15 protein-coding genes are annotated in these 14,373 nt (G+C 70.3%); 7 read left to right on the plus strand and 8 right to left on the minus strand.

Annotated elements, in window-relative coordinates:
- Positions 1-92 precede the first annotated feature (92 nt).
- On the minus strand, positions 93-1,622 hold the full coding sequence (locus tag ABD810_RS00665) for a flotillin family protein (protein WP_344932864.1): 1,530 nt from the start codon (positions 1,620-1,622) through the stop codon (positions 93-95).
- Positions 1,623-1,807: 185 nt separating this feature from the next.
- Here ABD810_RS00665 and ABD810_RS00670 point away from each other — a divergent pair, with 185 nt between their 5' ends.
- The 3 genes from ABD810_RS00670 to ABD810_RS00680 all read left to right on the plus strand — a co-directional run bounded on the left by ABD810_RS00670 (position 1,808) and on the right by ABD810_RS00680 (position 4,191).
- Complete coding sequence (locus ABD810_RS00670; protein WP_344932866.1) at positions 1,808-2,389, plus strand: gamma carbonic anhydrase family protein; 582 nt, start codon at positions 1,808-1,810, stop codon at positions 2,387-2,389.
- Positions 2,390-2,446: 57 nt separating this feature from the next.
- Positions 2,447-3,799, plus strand: coding sequence for a hypothetical protein (locus tag ABD810_RS00675; protein WP_344932868.1), 1,353 nt, complete (start codon positions 2,447-2,449; stop codon positions 3,797-3,799).
- 230 nt (positions 3,800-4,029) lie between these two features.
- On the plus strand, positions 4,030-4,191 hold the full coding sequence (locus ABD810_RS00680) for a hypothetical protein (protein WP_344932871.1): 162 nt from the start codon (positions 4,030-4,032) through the stop codon (positions 4,189-4,191).
- A gap of 107 nt (positions 4,192-4,298) precedes the next feature.
- Here the strand turns inward: ABD810_RS00680 and ABD810_RS00685 are convergent, their stop codons facing one another.
- The 7 genes from ABD810_RS00685 to ABD810_RS00715 form a co-directional block, all read right to left on the minus strand.
- On the minus strand, positions 4,299-4,580 hold the full coding sequence (locus ABD810_RS00685; RefSeq protein ID WP_344932874.1) for a metal-sensitive transcriptional regulator: 282 nt from the start codon (positions 4,578-4,580) through the stop codon (positions 4,299-4,301).
- A gap of 47 nt (positions 4,581-4,627) precedes the next feature.
- Positions 4,628-5,704: a glycosyltransferase gene (locus ABD810_RS00690; RefSeq protein WP_344932877.1), complete on the minus strand. Its 1,077-nt coding sequence runs from the start codon at positions 5,702-5,704 to the stop codon at positions 4,628-4,630.
- On the minus strand, positions 5,701-6,510 hold the full coding sequence (locus ABD810_RS00695) for a hypothetical protein (protein ID WP_344932878.1): 810 nt from the start codon (positions 6,508-6,510) through the stop codon (positions 5,701-5,703). Before ABD810_RS00695 ends, ABD810_RS00690 begins: the two co-directional genes overlap by 4 nt.
- A gap of 191 nt (positions 6,511-6,701) precedes the next feature.
- Complete coding sequence (locus ABD810_RS00700) at positions 6,702-8,849, minus strand: (Fe-S)-binding protein (protein WP_344932880.1); 2,148 nt, start codon at positions 8,847-8,849, stop codon at positions 6,702-6,704.
- 176 nt (positions 8,850-9,025) lie between these two features.
- The gene (locus ABD810_RS00705) at positions 9,026-9,652 is read right to left on the minus strand and encodes a TetR/AcrR family transcriptional regulator (RefSeq protein WP_344932882.1); all 627 of its coding nucleotides are present in this window, start codon (positions 9,650-9,652) and stop codon (positions 9,026-9,028) included.
- Positions 9,649-10,422: a class I SAM-dependent methyltransferase gene (locus ABD810_RS00710; protein ID WP_344932884.1), complete on the minus strand. Its 774-nt coding sequence runs from the start codon at positions 10,420-10,422 to the stop codon at positions 9,649-9,651. The genes ABD810_RS00705 and ABD810_RS00710 overlap by 4 nt, the downstream gene beginning before the upstream one ends.
- A 13-nt stretch (positions 10,423-10,435) precedes the next feature.
- Positions 10,436-11,251 (minus strand): sugar phosphate isomerase/epimerase family protein, encoded by an 816-nt coding sequence (locus ABD810_RS00715; RefSeq protein ID WP_344932887.1) that lies wholly within the window; start codon positions 11,249-11,251, stop codon positions 10,436-10,438.
- A gap of 107 nt (positions 11,252-11,358) precedes the next feature.
- Here ABD810_RS00715 and ABD810_RS00720 point away from each other — a divergent pair, with 107 nt between their 5' ends.
- From ABD810_RS00720 to radA, 4 genes are all read left to right on the plus strand, one after another.
- Positions 11,359-12,057, plus strand: a complete 699-nt coding sequence (locus ABD810_RS00720) for a class I SAM-dependent methyltransferase (protein ID WP_344932890.1) — start codon at positions 11,359-11,361, stop codon at positions 12,055-12,057.
- 58 nt (positions 12,058-12,115) lie between these two features.
- Entirely contained in the window at positions 12,116-12,520 is a 405-nt protein-coding gene (locus tag ABD810_RS00725; RefSeq protein WP_425566826.1) for a MerR family transcriptional regulator, read from the plus strand.
- Positions 12,517-12,831, plus strand: a complete 315-nt coding sequence (trxA, locus tag ABD810_RS00730) for a thioredoxin (protein ID WP_344932893.1) — start codon at positions 12,517-12,519, stop codon at positions 12,829-12,831. Before ABD810_RS00725 ends, trxA begins: the two co-directional genes overlap by 4 nt.
- A gap of 91 nt (positions 12,832-12,922) precedes the next feature.
- Positions 12,923-14,356, plus strand: coding sequence for a DNA repair protein RadA (gene radA, locus ABD810_RS00735; protein ID WP_344932896.1), 1,434 nt, complete (start codon positions 12,923-12,925; stop codon positions 14,354-14,356).
- Positions 14,357-14,373 lie beyond the last annotated feature (17 nt).

The raw sequence follows: 14,373 nt of genomic DNA on the forward strand, positions 1-14,373 counted from the left end.
GGAAAGCGGAAACCTCCGACCCGATCGGGGGCGGAGGTTTCCGCCAGGCGCCACGACGGTGAGCGCCTGAGATGCCAGGGCACTGATACCGGCTACTGCCGGTGAGCCGGACGCCCGTCTTGGTCAGAGGCCTCCATCAGCTGGACGTCGTGCTCCTCGAAAAAACCGCGGATACGCCCTTTCCCGGGCGCATCATGATCGTTCGCCTGGTGGGTGTCGTCGAGCCTGTGGACGTCGCCGCGCCCGCCGACCTCGACGGTGTCCTGCGCGGCCTCCGCGTCGTGCGGGTGGTGACCGATACGCAGGACATGCCCGGTGGCGTCCTGACCGTCGTCGTGCGTGCCGTACGGCAGGTGGACGTCGTTCGCCCCGTACGTGTCGTTGGCGTGAGCCACGTCGTCGAGGCGATGCACGTCGTTGGCCGCCTGAACGCCGCCGACATGGCCCACGTGGGCGGGCACGCTCGCCGGGCCGAACGTCTCGTCGTCCAGGTCGAAGGCGTCTCTGGGGTGAGCGTCCAGGTCGGCGGACCCGCCGTTCGCGGCGTCGCGGCCGGGGACGTCGGCGTTCGCGTCACGGTCGAGAACGTCCGCGTTCGCGTCACGGTCGGGAACCTCACCGCTCGGGGGCTCGTCGCCGAGCAGGTCGCCGTCCTTCGCGTCGCGGTCGGCGGCCTGGGGGTCGTCCTCGGAGTCGTCGAGCAGGACCCGTACCGACTCCAGTTCCTCGACGGCGGGCCCGTCCTCCCGGCCCGGGTCGTCGGCGGAGCCGGTGGCGGGCCGGGGAGGCAGCACGGTGGACTCGTCGATCAGCGGGCCCGCCTCGCCCTCGCGGCGCAGCAGGTCGGTCATCACCGAACCCATCTCACCGAGCCGGCGCATGACCTCGGTGTGGGTGTCGGTGAGGAAAGTCACACGCCGTCCGGTGTGCTCGTCGAGCGACTCCGCACGCTTCTGGGCGGCGGCCAGCGTGTCGCCGGCCTCGGCCCTCGCCGCCTTCAACGTCGCCTCGGCCTCGGCATTGGCGGACGCCAGGGTCGCCTCGGCCTGGGCGTTCGCATCGGCCACCAGCCGCTCGGCCTCGTGCTGGGCGGAGGTGAGGGCCCTGTCGGCCTCGGCGCGAGCGTTGCGCAGCGTCTCCTCCGACTCGGCACGCGCGGCGCCCAGGGTCTCCTCGGCATCGGAACCCGCCTGCGCCAGCAGACGCTCGGCGGCGTTCCTCGCCTCCTCGACCCCACGCTCGGCCTCGGTCTGGGCGGCGTTGAGGATGCGTTCGGACTCGGCCGCCGCCTCCTCGCGCACCTTGGCCGCGTCGGCGGCGGCGGCCTCGCGCTTGGAGATCGCCTCCTCCTCGGCCAGCTTGAGAATCTGGCTCAGCCGCTGGCCGAGCTCGTCGTAGTCCTGAGGGGCCTCGGCCAGGCGGCGGCGGGCATCCGCGAGCTCGATGCGGCCCTGCTCGGCCTGATCGATGGCCCGCGCCAGCCGTTCCTCTAGGTCACGGATCTGGTTACGAGTTCGGACCATGTGATCGTGGACCTGGCGGCGGCTATATCCACGCATCACGACCTCGAAGCCGAGGTCCTCCTGCATCATGTCGGGAAAGCTGTCGTGCTGGTTCGTCATGGCTGAGCCCTGGGGGTCTTGAATCGAGTGGGGATCGTGCTTGGGGGAACAACACGTCAGGACACGACTTTCCTGCCATCTGCCCAAGTCCGCAACCCGAACGCCTGACCTCTTCCGGTCGAATGAGTGCCTTACAGCAGTAAGGCCGGGAATCCGGCGGAGGGTCGCATGAGATCATCAATGTCATGAGCGAGCCGGCTTTCCCGGGCCCGGAGGCGTTTCCGGCCTCGGCGTACGTCGCGGCCCTCGACGAGGGCGTGCCGTCCATCCATCCCGAAGCCTATGTGGCGCCGACCGCCGTCGTCGTGGGCCGGGTGCGGCTGGCACGGGGCGTGAGCGTCTGGTACGGCGCGGTGCTGCGCGGCGACGACGAGGTGATCGAGGCCGGCGACGACTGCAACATCCAGGATCTGTGCTGCCTGCACTCCGACCCCGGCCTGCCCGCCGTGCTGGAGAGCCGGGTGAGCCTCGGCCACCGCGCCGTGGTGCACGGCGCGCGCGTGGAGAGCGGGGCCCTGGTCGGCATCGGCGCCGTGGTGCTGAACGGCGCGACGATCGGCGCGGGCTCCCTGGTCGCGGCCGGATGCGTGGTGACCCCGGGTAAGAAGATCCCCGCTGGGGTGCTGGTCGCCGGTGTCCCCGGCACGATCGTGCGCGAGCTCACCGACCACGACCGGGCCACGTTCGCCCGTACACCGGACAACTACCTGGCGAAGGCCGCGCGGCACCGCGCCGCCCGGCCGCTGCCGCCCGCGCCAGGATTATGAGACGGGGCGCCCGGCGGAGGAAACGGATCCGGCCCCTTGCCGTAGCCCCCCAGTAGCATGGCGGCCGTGCAGTGGGATCCATTCGACGCGATCGAGCGGGACGTCCGCGACATGGTCGCGGACCCGCGCTGGGCCGATGTCCCCGCTGCCACCCAGGCCCAGGCGATGGCGGCCCGCCTGCTGCTCACCCCGGACGGCGGCTGCTGGCTGTTCGGCTCGTACGCCCGCTGGTACCGCCACGACAAGGTTGAGGGCGAGTGGCACCTGTCGGCGCCTCCCGCCGATGCCCGCGCCCGGGCGGTCGCGCGGCCCATCCATCCGGCGCCGCCGGTCCCCCTCCACCTCCTGCCGTGCGCCGCCGACTTCGCCTTCGACCGCGGGTCCACGCAGGCGTTCGTCGGGCCGGACGTCCCCCCTCACATCACCGAGCGGATACGCGCGCTGCTCGACGCCCACCAGGGGCCACGGGCGGAGTTCCCGTTCGTGACGGGGCCGCTCCGCGCGGTGTTCTACGCGGACGTCCCCGCCTCGGTGGCCGCAGTGTGGGGCACCGTCATGTGGTGCGCCTACGCCCCGGCCTTCGACGGCAACGAGGTGCTGCTCTCCATGTTCGGAGAGTTCCTCGCGCGGCCGTTGCCCGGGGACGACTGGGTGCGGTGGCTGCCTCCCATGCCGCTGAACGCGCTGGTCGCGCTCTACGCCGATCTGCTGAGAGGGGAGGCGCGGGGCTCCGCGTCGCGGCTCGCCGCGCTGGTCGGCGACACGGCACGCGTCCTGCTGGACGATTCCCGGTTCCGGCCCCGCGCCGCCGCCCTGCTCGCGATGGTGGAGCCCCTGCGGGACCAGCCGTGGCCGGACCACCCGGACCAGGACGCCGCGGCGATCCGCGCGGCCTGGCTCGCGCGCTGCCCGGCCGATCTCCGGGGGGCGATCCTCGTCGAGACCTCGCCCGGTGAGCATTTCCGGCACTCGCTGTACGACATGGTGCGGGCCCTGTCGTTCGTGTGCGCCCATGGCGCCGACCCCCGGGCGGTGGCCGCGTCGCTGCTGGCCGCCGACGTCCAGGCCGTGGCGCCCGGGGTCGCGGCGCGGCTGTACCCGTGGCTGGACGCCCAGTTGCGGCAGACGTACTACGTGACCCTCGCCGAGCCCCAGCACCCGCTGCGTGGCTGCTGGCCCCGGGCAGGCGAGCCGCCGGAGGCGCTCCGGCCGCCCGACCGGGCGTCGGCGGCGGCTCTGCTGGGGGCGGGGTACGCGACGGGTCTCGCGTGGTGCCGGCTGACGGGGACGATGCCTCCCCCGCGGGGCTTCCCCACGTCCGCGGCGACGGTCAGCTGCCTGATCCACGAGCGCGACGATCCGTTGCCTGGAGTCCCAGGAACATCATCGGAATGGATTCGTCACACGTGACCGCAGTGCCATGATCTAAACGGTTTATCTGGTTATTAGATACTTACTTCGCGTATATCATTCCCCGTCCAGCCATATGGGGATTTGGCTGAATTGTGATCTCGGATCCGGGAAATGGTTCCACGGGAACACGGGTTGCCGTGGCGAATGGTCCCGATGGGCCATGTCGTCGAAAGCCACCCGGTCGTAACCTCGAAGTGGGTGTGGGCTGCGGAAGGAAGGACGACGCGGTGGGGCACGACTACCTGGACTCACGGGTCCATGACCGTGTCGCGTTGGACGAGATCGCGCTCTACGCGGAGGTGCTCAGCGCCGTCGCCGTCAGCGAGCGACAGCTGACCTTGGATGAGCTCGACAACGCGCTCGGATTGCGGACTTCGGTGAGCCGCTGAAGGATCTCGCAGAACTGGTCCCGGACTCCTCGGGGGTTCGGGACGGTTTTGTGAAAGCCACCGCCCGTGGACTAGTCCGGCCGGGCCGGTGAACCCCCCGGAAACCGCTACGAGCGCACTAGCCTCGCTATCGCCGCCGAGGCCTCCTTGACCTTCTCCTCCGCCTCCGGACCCCCCGCGTTGATCGCATCCGTCACGCAGTGACCGATGTGGTCCTCCAGGAGACCCAGTGCCACGGCCTGCAGGGCACGCGTGGCGGCCGACACCTGGGTGAGGACATCGATGCAGTAGGCATCTTCCTCGACCATGCGCTGCAACCCGCGGATCTGCCCCTCGATCCGCCGAAGCCTGGTTAGATAGGCCTGCTTGTCACCGCTGTACCCATGCATAATGTCTACGATACCTCTTCAGGGTATCCCTGACCGAACCTCGCGCGTCAGGCGCGCAGGCTCTCGACCAGCGTCTCCCAGCGGGCCGCCACGGCCGGCGCGGAATGGATCGCGGCCGACTCCAGCGCGCCGGCCGCCAGCACCATGCGGCGGCGCTCGTCGTCGATCAGCCCGAGCAGCGCCGAGGCGAACGCCTCGATCTCCCCCTCGCCCCGCGCGACCAGCACGCTGTCGTGTCCCGCCGTCACGAACTCCCCCGGCCCGCGCGCGCCCTCGAACCCCACCACCGGGACGCCGCACCCGAGCGCCTCGATCACCGTCATGCCCGGCGTCTCGGTGTGCGAGGTGACGGCCACCAGCGACGCCTTGGCGAACTCCCCCTGCAGGTCGGGTGTGGTGCCCATGAAGTACACGTTGTTGTGGAGGCTCAACTGGCCGACCAGCCCCCGCAAGCGCTTCTCCTCGGGGCCGCCGCCGTACAGGCGCAGCCGCCAGTCGGGCCGCTTGTCTGCCACGACGGCGAACGCCCGGATGAGCTGGTCGAAGGCCTTGCCGGGCAGCCACCTGCCGCCGGCGGAGACGATGCGGTTGTCCATGCGCGAGCGCGGCCACGGCTCCCGGGGAAGGGCGTCGGGGATGATCTGTACCGCCGGCCCGCTCGTACCGTCGAGGAGCCGGGTGAACTCCTCCTTGGTCGTCTCCGTGGAGGTGACGACCGCGTCGAGCTTGGGGTAGAAGCGGCGGATGGGCGCCGGCACCGCCGGGCGGCTCCAGTCGCGCGCGATGCGCACGGTCTCGCGGGGGACGTGCCGGGCGGCCTGGACGCTGAGCCCGGGCCGGGTGGTGACGAGCACATCGCAGCGCAGCCCCCGAAGGGTGCGCCACAGCGCCACCTCGGTGCGCATCTGACCGCCGGGCAGCAGATGGCGGACACCGGGCCTGGCGTCGATCAGCCAGCGCAGGGAGATCTGCGGGTCCACGGGGAAGAACGGGGTCTCGCGTACCCTCCGGACGCTGACGATCTCCACCTCGTGCCGTGACGCGAGCTCGGTGGCGAGGTTCAGCACCGCGCGGGTGTCGCCGCGCATGCCGTACGCCGAGGGCACGAGAAAGCAGATCCTCATCCGCCCACCTCGAGACGGAGCTCGTCGTCCACGGTGTAGCAGGGGCGGACCGGGACGCCGTCGACCCTGGTGTCGGGGTAGTGCACGCGCCGCCGCTTGCCGTCGACGTCGTCGATCCGCGCTCCCAGAGGCAACGGCACGTCGAGCCCGTCCACCTCCAGGGACGGTTCCCACAGCCCTTCGTACTCCGGCGTCGCGGCGATCACGTCGCAGAGCGACAGCGCGGCGTGGAAGCGCACGCCCTTGACGGTCGCGGCGGCGGTCACCGACGTCTCCGGCCCGGCCGTACGGCGCAGGGCGAGGCGGGCGGCGTGGTGGGAGTCGTCGTCGTCGAAGCCGGTGTAGGCCAGCAGCCCCGTGACCTCGAAACGGCCCTCGCGGAACCACACGGCCCGGACGTCGGCCACCGGCTCGGCATCAGCGATCTTGACGGCGAGGAAGCCGTTCAGCGTGCGATAGGCCCGGTAGGCGAGGGTGCGCTGGCTGAGCGCGTAGGCGTCGAGCCGGTCGAGGGAGAAGCCCGGGTCGGCGCACTGGATGCGGGTGCGGGCGCTCTGCGGATCCTCGCCGTGCTGGAGGTAGGTGTCCCAGCGGCCCGGGGTGAGCCCGAGCCCCACCAGCGACACCGCGACCGAGGCGTCGCGCACCTCGGCTCCTGAGGTGCCCAGCACCACTTTCGCCTCGACGCCGGAACCCCGCTGACGCAGGATCAGCCGCGTGCCCTCCGCCAGCGGCTCCTCGATGGCAAGGCGCAGCGAGAGGACATCGGCCAAGGTGACCTCGGCATCGGTAACGACAACGCGCACCGGCGCCCCCTCCCCGTCGAATGAGCCGCGCGACGTTGAGGTTACCGTGATTTTCCTGTTATGTGGAGAAAGGTTTTTCGGGCCTTTCTTATCGCCCCCACGACCGGACCGCCACGGTCCGCCGGCCTCGCCGCCGGGCGGACGTGCCGGCGGTCTCCGTACGGACGCCGGCACGCCCTTCGCTCATGCGGTCAGGCCTTGACGGGCAGGCCCTTCACCGAGGTGATCAGGAGCTGGGCCACGTCCACGACCTCCAGCGACTCCTTCGCCTGCCCGTTGTTCTTCTTCTCGTTGATCGCGTCGCCCAGCATGACCAGGCAGAAGGGGCAGGCGGTGGAGACCCTGTCCGGATCGGTGGTCAGCGCCTCGTCGACCCGCTCGGTGTTGATGCGCTTGCCGATGCGCTCTTCCATCCACATGCGTGCGCCGCCCGCGCCGCAGCAGAAGCCGCGGTCCTTGCAGCGGTGCATCTCCTGGGTCTGCACCCCCGGCACCTTGGCCATGATGTCGCGCGGCTCGGCGTACACCTTGTTGTGGCGTCCGAGGAAGCACGGGTCGTGGTAGGTGATCTTCTCCTCGATCGGGGTGATCGGGGTGAGCTTGCCCTCCTCGACGAGCTTGTCCAGCAACTGGGTGTGGTGCACGACCTCGAACATGCCGCCGAGCTGGGGATACTCGTTGGCGAGGGTGTTGAAGCAGTGGGGGCAGGTGGCCACGATCTTCTTGATCCCGGCCTCGTTCAACGTCTCGATGTTCTGCTGGGCGAGCATGTTGAACACGAACTCCATGCCCAGGCGGCGTGCCGGGTCACCCGAGCAGGCCTCCATCGGGCCGAGCACCCCGAACTTGACGCCGGCGATGTGGAGAAGCTCGGCGACCGCCTTGGTGGTCTTCTTGGCCCGGTCCTCCAGGGCGCCGGCGCAGCCCACCCAGAAGAGGTACTCGAGATCGTCGGGGGCCTTCTCGTCGATGACCAGGACGTCGATCGGGTCGACCTCGCGCGAGGCGAGCTCCTCGATCCACTCGGCCCGCTTCATCTCGGACACACCCCACGGGTTGCCCTTGTTCTCGAGGTTCTTGAGCATGACGCCCGCCTCGGACGGGAAGTTCGACTCGATCATGACCTGGTAGCGGCGCATGTCGATGATGTGGTCGATGTGCTCGATGTCGACCGGGCACTGCTCCACGCACGCCCCGCAGTTGGTGCAGGACCACAGCACGTCGGGGTGGATGACGCCGTCCTCGCCGACCAGCGGCTTGCCGGCCAGCGCAAGGACGTCCTCGGGGAGGTTGGCCCGCTCCTCCTCGCTCGCCAGCAGGTAGGGCGCGATCGCGAAGGCGTGGTCGCGCTGGTCGAGGATGAGCATCTTCGGCGACAGCGGCTTGTCGGTGTTCCAGGCCGGGCACTGCGACTGGCACCGGCCGCACTCGGTGCAGGTGTAGAAGTCGAGGAAGCCCTTCCAGGTCGTGTCCTCGATCTTGCCGCGGCCGAAGACGTCGGTGTCGGGGTCGGCCTCCTCGAAGTCGAGCGCCTTGCCGTTGCTGCGCATCTCGGGCACCGCGCCGAGGCCGTCGGGACGGCGGGAGAACATGACGTTCAGCGGGGCGGTGAAGATGTGCAGGTGCTTGGAGTTCACCACGATCACGAGGAACACCAGCATGACGCCGATGTGCAGGAGCAGGCCCACCTTCTCCAGCGCCTCGTTGGCGGACGGGCCAAGGGGGCGGAGCAGCGCGGCGACGGCCTCGGAGCCGAACGCCCCTGAGCGGTAGGGGAAGTTCCCGGTGTTGATCGCCGCACCGCGGAACAGGAACAGCGACCAGATCACGTTGAAGATCATGAACAGGATCAGCCAGGCGCCACCCAGGTGGGAGCCTGAGAAGCGGGAGTCGCGCCCGAGCTTCTTCGGCGAGTTGCGGACGCGGATGACCGCGAACGCCCCCAGCGCGAGAACGCACGCGACGGCGATGAAGTCCTGAAGGAAGCCGAGGACGGGCCAGGTGCCGACGAGCGGAATATGGAAGTCGGGTTCGCCGGTGATCGCCCCCTGGAGCAGCGCGCCGTACGCCTCCAGGTACACCGTCGCCAGGATCACGAAGGCCCAGAACACCAGGAAGTGCGCGATGCCTGAGGGGGTCCACTTCAGCAGCTTCTTCTGCGCGAACACCTCGACGAGTTGAGCCTTGAGCTCGGCGCCGATGTTCTCCTTCGCGTACTGCACCCGCTCGGGGGCGGGCTGGCCGCTGGTCGCCAGGCTGTGCAGCCAGAGCACGCGGCGACCTGCCAGCGTGACCGCCACGGCGGTCATCACCAGCCCGATGATCGCTACAAGGAGCACGGGTCCTCCAAACTATGGCGTTGGCTGCCCAGCGTGTATACACCGGTCATCCACGGTGACGGTGAGACCACTCCGCATAGTACCCGCCGGTAACTTACCGGCGTACGCGGGATGGCCGTCAATGGTGTGAAAGATGCTAGAACAATGCTCTGGCAAAAGCTCGCTCTAGGGTTCGATCAGTCGCCACCCAGATACCGCTGGATCGTGGGGGCCACGATCTGCACCAGTTCCTCGACCTCGATGGACGCCAGCGGCTCCAACCGGAGGACATACCGCATGAGGATCACGCCAAACACCTGCGCGAACGCGACCTCCATGTTGACCGGCGGGATGCCCAGGGCCTCCACCACACGGTTCAGCACCGCCGCAGTGAGGAACTCGCGGATCATGACCACGACCTGTTCGTTGGTCATCGCGCTGCGCATCAGGGCAATGACCGGCTCGCGGGCCTCGGGGTCCGCCGTCATGGTCAGGACGAACCGTACGAGACGCTCACCGACCTCCTCACGCGGCCCCGCGAGGATCAGGGGCACCACCTTGGCCGGCTCGACCGGCAGTTGCAGCGCCGCGACGAAGATGCCGTCCTTGGTGTCGAAGTAGTGGTGCACGAGGGCCGGATCGACCCCGGCCTCCCGGGCGATGCCCCGGATCGTGGCCTTGTCGAAGCCCTTCTCCGAAAAGATCTTCCGAGCCGCGATGATGATCTCGCCACGCGTGTCGGCCGACCCCGGCCGCCGGCCGGGACGCCGTTTCGCGGTGGACAGCCCGCCGACGCCCTTGCCCGATTCGCCGGCCGTGCTCATGCCTCCGCCTTCCGGGCCATCGCGAGGTAGACGCGCATCGGCACCGTGAGCGCGCCGTCGGCGAAGACCTTCAGCAACTCGACGCGCTCGCGCCTCACCAGCCGGTCCACCACATCGTCGCCGAGTGCGGCCACGAAGGAATGGGACCGCATGTCGAGCAGGAAGTCCTCGACGCTCACGTTACGTCTCCAGCGGATCCACGCCTCCTGGACGTCCAGCCCCGCACGTGTCATCACCGCCGCGACCGGAGGGACGCTCCAGTCGGGCAGCGCCGGGCCCGAGTAACCGGGACAGCTCTCCGCCAGCCGCACCTCGTAGGCCACCAGCCAGTCGGCGGCGGACGCGCTGGTCTCCAGGTCGACGCTGTTCCACCAGGCCGCCACGGCGCCGCCTGGGCGCAGCACCCGCAGCGCCTCGCCGATCGACTCCTCCGGACGCAGCCAGTGCCACGCCTGCGCGTAGCAGACCAGGTCGGCGGCGCCGGAGCGGAGCGGGAGCGCGTTGCCGTCCCCCACGACCACGTGCGGAGAGTCCGTACGGGCCACCAGGCGGGCGAGCATACGCACGCCGGGATCCACCGCGACGACCCGCGCGCCCCTGGCGAGCAGGCCACGCGTCGAGATACCCGTGCCCGCGCCCACGTCGGCCACCGTCGCGCCGGTCAGCGAGACGGAGGAGAGCCGGGCCAGGGCCTCGTAGAGACCGTCGGGGTATCCCGGCCTGGCCGCGTCGTAGGCCTCGGCGACCCGGTCGAACACCTCGTGGCTCATGTCGTCGATCGGATCATGTCGTCGAGGAGGCGGCGAAATGCAGGCGGGCGTACGCCAGGCCCTCGGCCAGGTCGTCGATGCGCTCGGTGCGCCCGGTGGCCTTGCGCGTGTTGATCTCCAGCACGATCAGCCCGCCGTATCCGGCGGTCGCCAGCCGCTCGAGTATGCGCGCGCACGGCTGGTTCCCCCGGCCGGGCACCAGGTGCTCGTCCTTGTTGGTGGTGCCGACGCCGTCGGCGAGGTGCAGGTGGGCGAGCCGGTCGCCGAGCTTCTCCGCCATCTCCAGCGCGTCGGAGCCGGAAACGGCGGTGTGCGACAGGTCGAGGGTGACCTGGGGGAAATCCTGGTCGACCGGGTCCCACCCGGGGGCGTACGGCACGACCTCGGCGCCCCGGGCGCGCAGCGGGAACATGTTCTCCACCGCGAAGATCACGTCGGTCTCGTCGCGCATGCGGGCGAGGCCGATCTCGAAGTCACGGGCATAGTCGCGTTGCCAGCGGAACGGCGGGTGGACGACCACGGTGCGCGCGCCCAGCCGCTCGGCGGCCTTCTGCGCCTTGACCAGCTTGGCCCAGGGGTCGCGGCCCCACACACGCTGGGTGACGAGGAGGCAGGGAGCGTGCACGGCCAGCACCGGGATCTGGTAGTGGCCGGCAAGACGTTCGAGCACGTCGATGTCCTGGCTCACCGGATCGGCGCCCACCATGACCTCGACACCGTCGTAGCCCAGGCGCGCGGCCAGCTCGAAGGCGTCTGGAGTGCGCTCGGGATACACCGACGCGGTGGACAATGCGATCTTGGCGTTCGGCACTCGGATGACGTCGGTCACAACTGCCAGCCTAAGCCGGGTCACGGCCAGGTGGCGCTCCGCAACCCGGATGCGACGAAGATGGCGAGTGCCCGGGCCGGTGTTCCGGCTGCTCTAGCGTGTCTTCCATGGCACGGATCGTGGACGGGGCCATTCCCAGTCCGAACATCTGGAACTCACCCCGGACCTACGAGCTGGAGAACCGGGCCGTCGACCCCGAAGGCGTCGTGGACGCGGCCATGGCCGCCATCCGGCCCTGGACGGGGGGCGTCGTCCTCGACATCGGCTGTGGCACCGGCTTCCACCTGCCGGTCTTCGCCGCCACCGCGGCCAAGGTCATCGGCGTCGAGCCGCACTCCGGCCTGGCCAAGCTCGCCGCCGAACGCTGTCGCGGGCTTGCCCACGTCTCGGTCCACACGGCCACCGCACAGGCTCTGCCCGTTCCCGGCTCCTCCATCGACGTCGCGGTGGCCCGGTGGGCGTACTTCTTCGGCCCCGGCTGCGAGCCGGGCCTGAGCGAGCTGTCCCGGGTCGTCCGACGAGGCGGCGCCGCCTTCGTCGTGGACCTCGACGCGACCCGTGGCGACTTCGGCGGCTGGTTCAGCCGCACGGTCCCCACGTACTCGGCGAGGGCCGTGGAGGCGTTCTGGTCGCGCCAGGGGTGGCAGCGCCGGGAGCTCGACCTCCGGATGGCCTTCTCGTCGCGGGCCGATCTGGAGGCGGTGCTGCGCATCGAGTTCGCCCCGGCCGTGGCCGAGGAGGCGATCGCCCGGACGCCGGGCCTTGAGCTCCACTATCCCAACGTCCTGCGCTGGCGCCACTTCTGACCCATCGGAACCTCCGGGACGCGCGGGCTTGACTTTGACGTTGACGTCAAGGATTAGCGTGAGCGCGGAGCAGGGAGGGCCGATGCGGATCGGAGAGCTGGCGAGGCGGGCGGGGGTGAGCACCCGGGCGCTTCGCTACTACGAGCAGCAGGGGTTGCTCCCGGCCCGGCGGTCGACCAACGGCTACCGGGAGTACGACGAGTCCGACCTGAAGCTCGTCTCCGAGATCCGCTCTTTGATCACGGTGGGCTTCACGCTGGAGGACGCCCGGCCTTTCGTGGAGTGTCTCCGGGCCGGGAACGACGCCGGAAGCGCCTGCCCCGAATCGGTGGAGGTCTACCGGCGCAAGCTCGCCGAGATCGACGAGCAGATCCACACCCTGCTCGGCCGCCGGGCCGAGGTCGCGGCGCAGCTCGCCGACGCGTGCCCGGGATGTGCGCTCAGAACTGGAGGAACGAAATGATCATCCTGACCGACGAGAACTTCACCGAGCAGGTGCTGAAGAGTGACAAGCCGGTCCTGGTGGACTTCTGGACCGAGTGGTGCCCCCCTTGCCGCATGGTCGCGCCGATCCTCGAGGAGATCGCGAGCGAGTACGGCGAGCGCCTGACCGTCGCCAAGCTGAACGCCGAGGACTACCCCGAGCTCGCCAGCAGGTACGGAGTGATGGGCTACCCCACGCTGAACCTGTACCGGGACGGTGAGGTCGTCCGTCAGGTCATCGGCGCCAAGCCCAAGCGCCTGCTCCTCGCCGACCTGGAAGGCCAGTTCTGACAGCGGTGGTCCGACGCCGCCCGGGAGCACGGCGGACACGGACGGGAACGGCCGGTGAAGTTTGTCGGCCCGGGCCGATAGCGTGCCCCGCATGACCAAGACGCAGAAGCTCGGTTATCGCTGTGCCGAGTGCGGGTGGCGGGCCGCCAAGTGGGTGGGCCGCTGCGGCGAGTGCCAGGCGTGGGGCACGGTCGACGAAGAGGGCGCCCGCGCCGGGGTCCATGTGGTCCAGGGCGGCGCGGTGTCCGGGCCCGCGCTGCCGATCGGGCAGGTCAAAGCCGAGTTCGCCCAGGCACGCCCCACCGGCGTCGGCGAGCTCGACCGCGTGCTCGGCGGCGGCCTGGTGGCCGGCGCCGTCGTCCTGCTGGCGGGTGAGCCCGGCATCGGCAAGTCCACGCTCCTGCTGGAGGCCGCCGCCAGCATCGCCCGCCACGACACCGTGCTCTACGTCACGGGCGAGGAGTCGGCCGCCCAGGTGCGCATGCGCGCCGACCGCATCGGCGCCATCCAGGACCAGCTCTACCTGGCGGCAGAGACCGACCTTGGCGCGCTGGTCAGCCACGTCGAGAAGATCCAGCCCCGGCTCCTCATCGTCGACTCGGTCCAGACCATCGGCTCCGCCAACGCCACGGGGGTGCCGGGCGGCGTCACGCAGGTGCGCGAGGTCACGGGCAACCTGGTCCGGCTGGCCAAGGAGCGGGGCATGTCCACCGTGCTCGTCGGCCACGTGACCAAGGACGGCACGATCGCCGGCCCCCGCGTCCTCGAGCACCTCGTCGATGTGGTCCTGCACTTCGAGGGCGACCGCCACTCCCGGCTGCGCATGGTCAGATCCATCAAGAACCGCTTCGGCCCCACCGAGGAGGTCGGCTGCTTCGACCTCAACGAGCGGGGCATCCAGGGGCTGCCCGACCCGAGCGGGCTGTTCGTGTCGCGCCGCTCGGAGCCCGTTCCCGGCACGTGCGTCACCGTCACGGTCGAGGGCACGCGTCCCCTTCCCGCCGAGGTGCAGGCGCTCGTCGGCCCCACCGAGGCCCAGCAGCCGCGCCGGTCCTCCTCCGGCCTCGATCCCTTCCGCGTGACGATGATCCTCGCGGTGCTGGAGCGGCGGTTGAACGCCCGCTTGAGCGGGTGCGACGTCTTCACCGCCACCGTGGGCGGCATCCGGCTCAACGACCCCGCCGTCGACCTCGCGGTGATGCTCGCCGTGGCCAGCGCGGCGGGCGACCGGCCGCTGCCGCCGGGCCTGGTGGTGCTCGGCGAGGTGGGCCTGGCCGGAGAGCTTCGCCCGGTCAGGGACATCCGGCGGCGCGTGGCCGAGGCGTCCCGGCTGGGCTTCACCCACGCGCTGGTGCCGGCCGGCTCCCTCGACCAGGACCCCGCCGCGCTGCCGGGCGGCGACGGGCACGACGCCCTCCATCCGGTCCCCGTGGCCAGATCACCCCTCCGCACCACGAACTTCTCCCGGGGTTTCGACGTCACAGAAGCTGAGAACGTCTGGGACGCGCTCACGCACGTCACCTGAGCACTGTCCGGGTCCGG

This window comes from Sphaerisporangium flaviroseum (genome assembly GCF_039537005.1).
Classification (GTDB): domain Bacteria; phylum Actinomycetota; class Actinomycetes; order Streptosporangiales; family Streptosporangiaceae; genus Sphaerisporangium; species Sphaerisporangium flaviroseum.